The organism is Neisseria sp. P0021.S007, from assembly GCF_051956855.1.
Map to the genome: position 1 here is coordinate 1 of NZ_JBQCXA010000039.1, position 1,727 is coordinate 1,727.

General features: G+C 52.6%; 2 pseudogenes. Both read left to right on the top strand.

What is annotated here, in order from left to right:
- Positions 1–1,453: pseudogene (locus ACTHUR_RS10870) on the top strand (capsular polysaccharide biosynthesis protein); the annotation flags it as partial.
- Between the two features lie 114 nt (positions 1,454–1,567).
- Positions 1,568–1,727, top strand: a pseudogene (locus ACTHUR_RS10875) (capsular polysaccharide export protein, LipB/KpsS family); the annotation flags it as partial.

Consider the following 1,727-nt stretch of genomic DNA (forward strand, 5'->3'; position numbering starts at 1 on the left):
AAACCGTCCTCATCATCGACCAAACCTTCGGCGATATGGCCATCCAATATGGCGGCGCAGACGCCTCTACGTTTGAACTGATGTTTCAGACGGCCTTGAATGAAAACCCGCAAGCCGATATCTGGGTCAAAACCCATCCCGATGTTTTGTGCGGCAAAAAACAAGGCTATCTGACCCGGCTGGCGCAGCAACACCGCGTCCATCTTTTGGCAGAAGACATCAATCCGATTTCTTTGTTGCAAAACGTCGATAAGGTTTATTGCGTTACCTCACAAATGGGTTTTGAGGCGCTTTTGTGCGGCAAACCGCTGACCACCTTCGGCCTGCCGTGGTATGCCGGATGGGGCGTGAACGACGACCGCCATCCTAAAATCGATAGCCTTGTTCGAACCCAACGACGCGCCCCCGCAACTTGCTGCAGCTCTTCGCCGCGGCCTATCTGCAATACAGCCGCTACCTCAACCCCAATACCGGCGAAGCAGGTAGCCTCTTTGATATCATCGACTATCTGGCAACGGTCAAACGTAAAAACGACAAATTGCGTGGCGAGTTGTATTGTGTCGGCATGTCTTTGTGGAAACGCGCGGTTGCCAAACCATTCTTTAACGTACCCTCTTGCCGTCTGAAATTTATCTCCTCCACCCAAAAACTGGCCGGAGTCAAACTGTCCGATGATGCACGCATCCTTGCCTGGGGCAACGGTAAAGAGGCCATCGTCCGTTTTGCCGAACAACACCACATCCCCCTGCTGCGCATGGAAGACGGCTTTATCCGCTCGGTCGGGCTTGGTTCTAATTTAGTCCCGCCGCTGTCGCTCGTTACCGACGATATGGGCATTTATTTCAATGCCGAAATCCCGTCCCGTCTTGAACACATCCTGCAAAACCAAAACTTCGACGATCAAGACTTTCAGACGGCCTTGAAGCTGCAAAAAATGTTGACCGAAAACCACATCAGCAAATACAACGTCGACAGCTCAGACTTTACCGCTCCATCAACCGACAAAACCGTGATCCTCGTTCCCGGCCAGGTTGAAGATGATGCGTCTATCCGCTACGGTTCGCCCCGAATCTATCGCAATCTGGATCTGCTTCGTACCGTACGCGAACGCAATCCCGATGCCTATATCATCTACAAACCGCATCCCGATGTAGTCAGCGATAACCGTATCGGCCATATTTCCCCTGAAGATACGGCACGATATGCCGACCAAACCGCCGAGCAAGCAGATATCCTGACCTGTCTCCAATACGCAGACGAAGTACATACCATGACTTCGCTGACCGGTTTTGAAGCCTTGTTGCGCGGCAAAAAAGTCAGCTGCTATGGCCTGCCTTTCTATGCAGGCTGGGGGCTTACCCAAGATCTGCTGCCCATTCCACGCCGCAGCCGCAGGCTTGAGCTTTGGCAGCTGATTGCCGGCACGCTCATCCACTACCCCGACTACATCCACTACCCCGACTACATCCACTACCCCGACTACATCCACTACCCCGACTACATCCACTACCCCGACTACATCCACTACCCCGACTACATCCACTACCCCGACTACATCCACCACCTCGACTACATCCACCACCGCGCATCCAATGCCGGCCATTAACTCAAACTGTGGTCGCTCTCCATCCTCAAGCATTTGAACTACTATATTGAAGACATCCAAATCGCCAAACGCGTGGAGGCGGGCAAATACGGCAAGTTTTTTATTGTTCATCTGCAGGTAT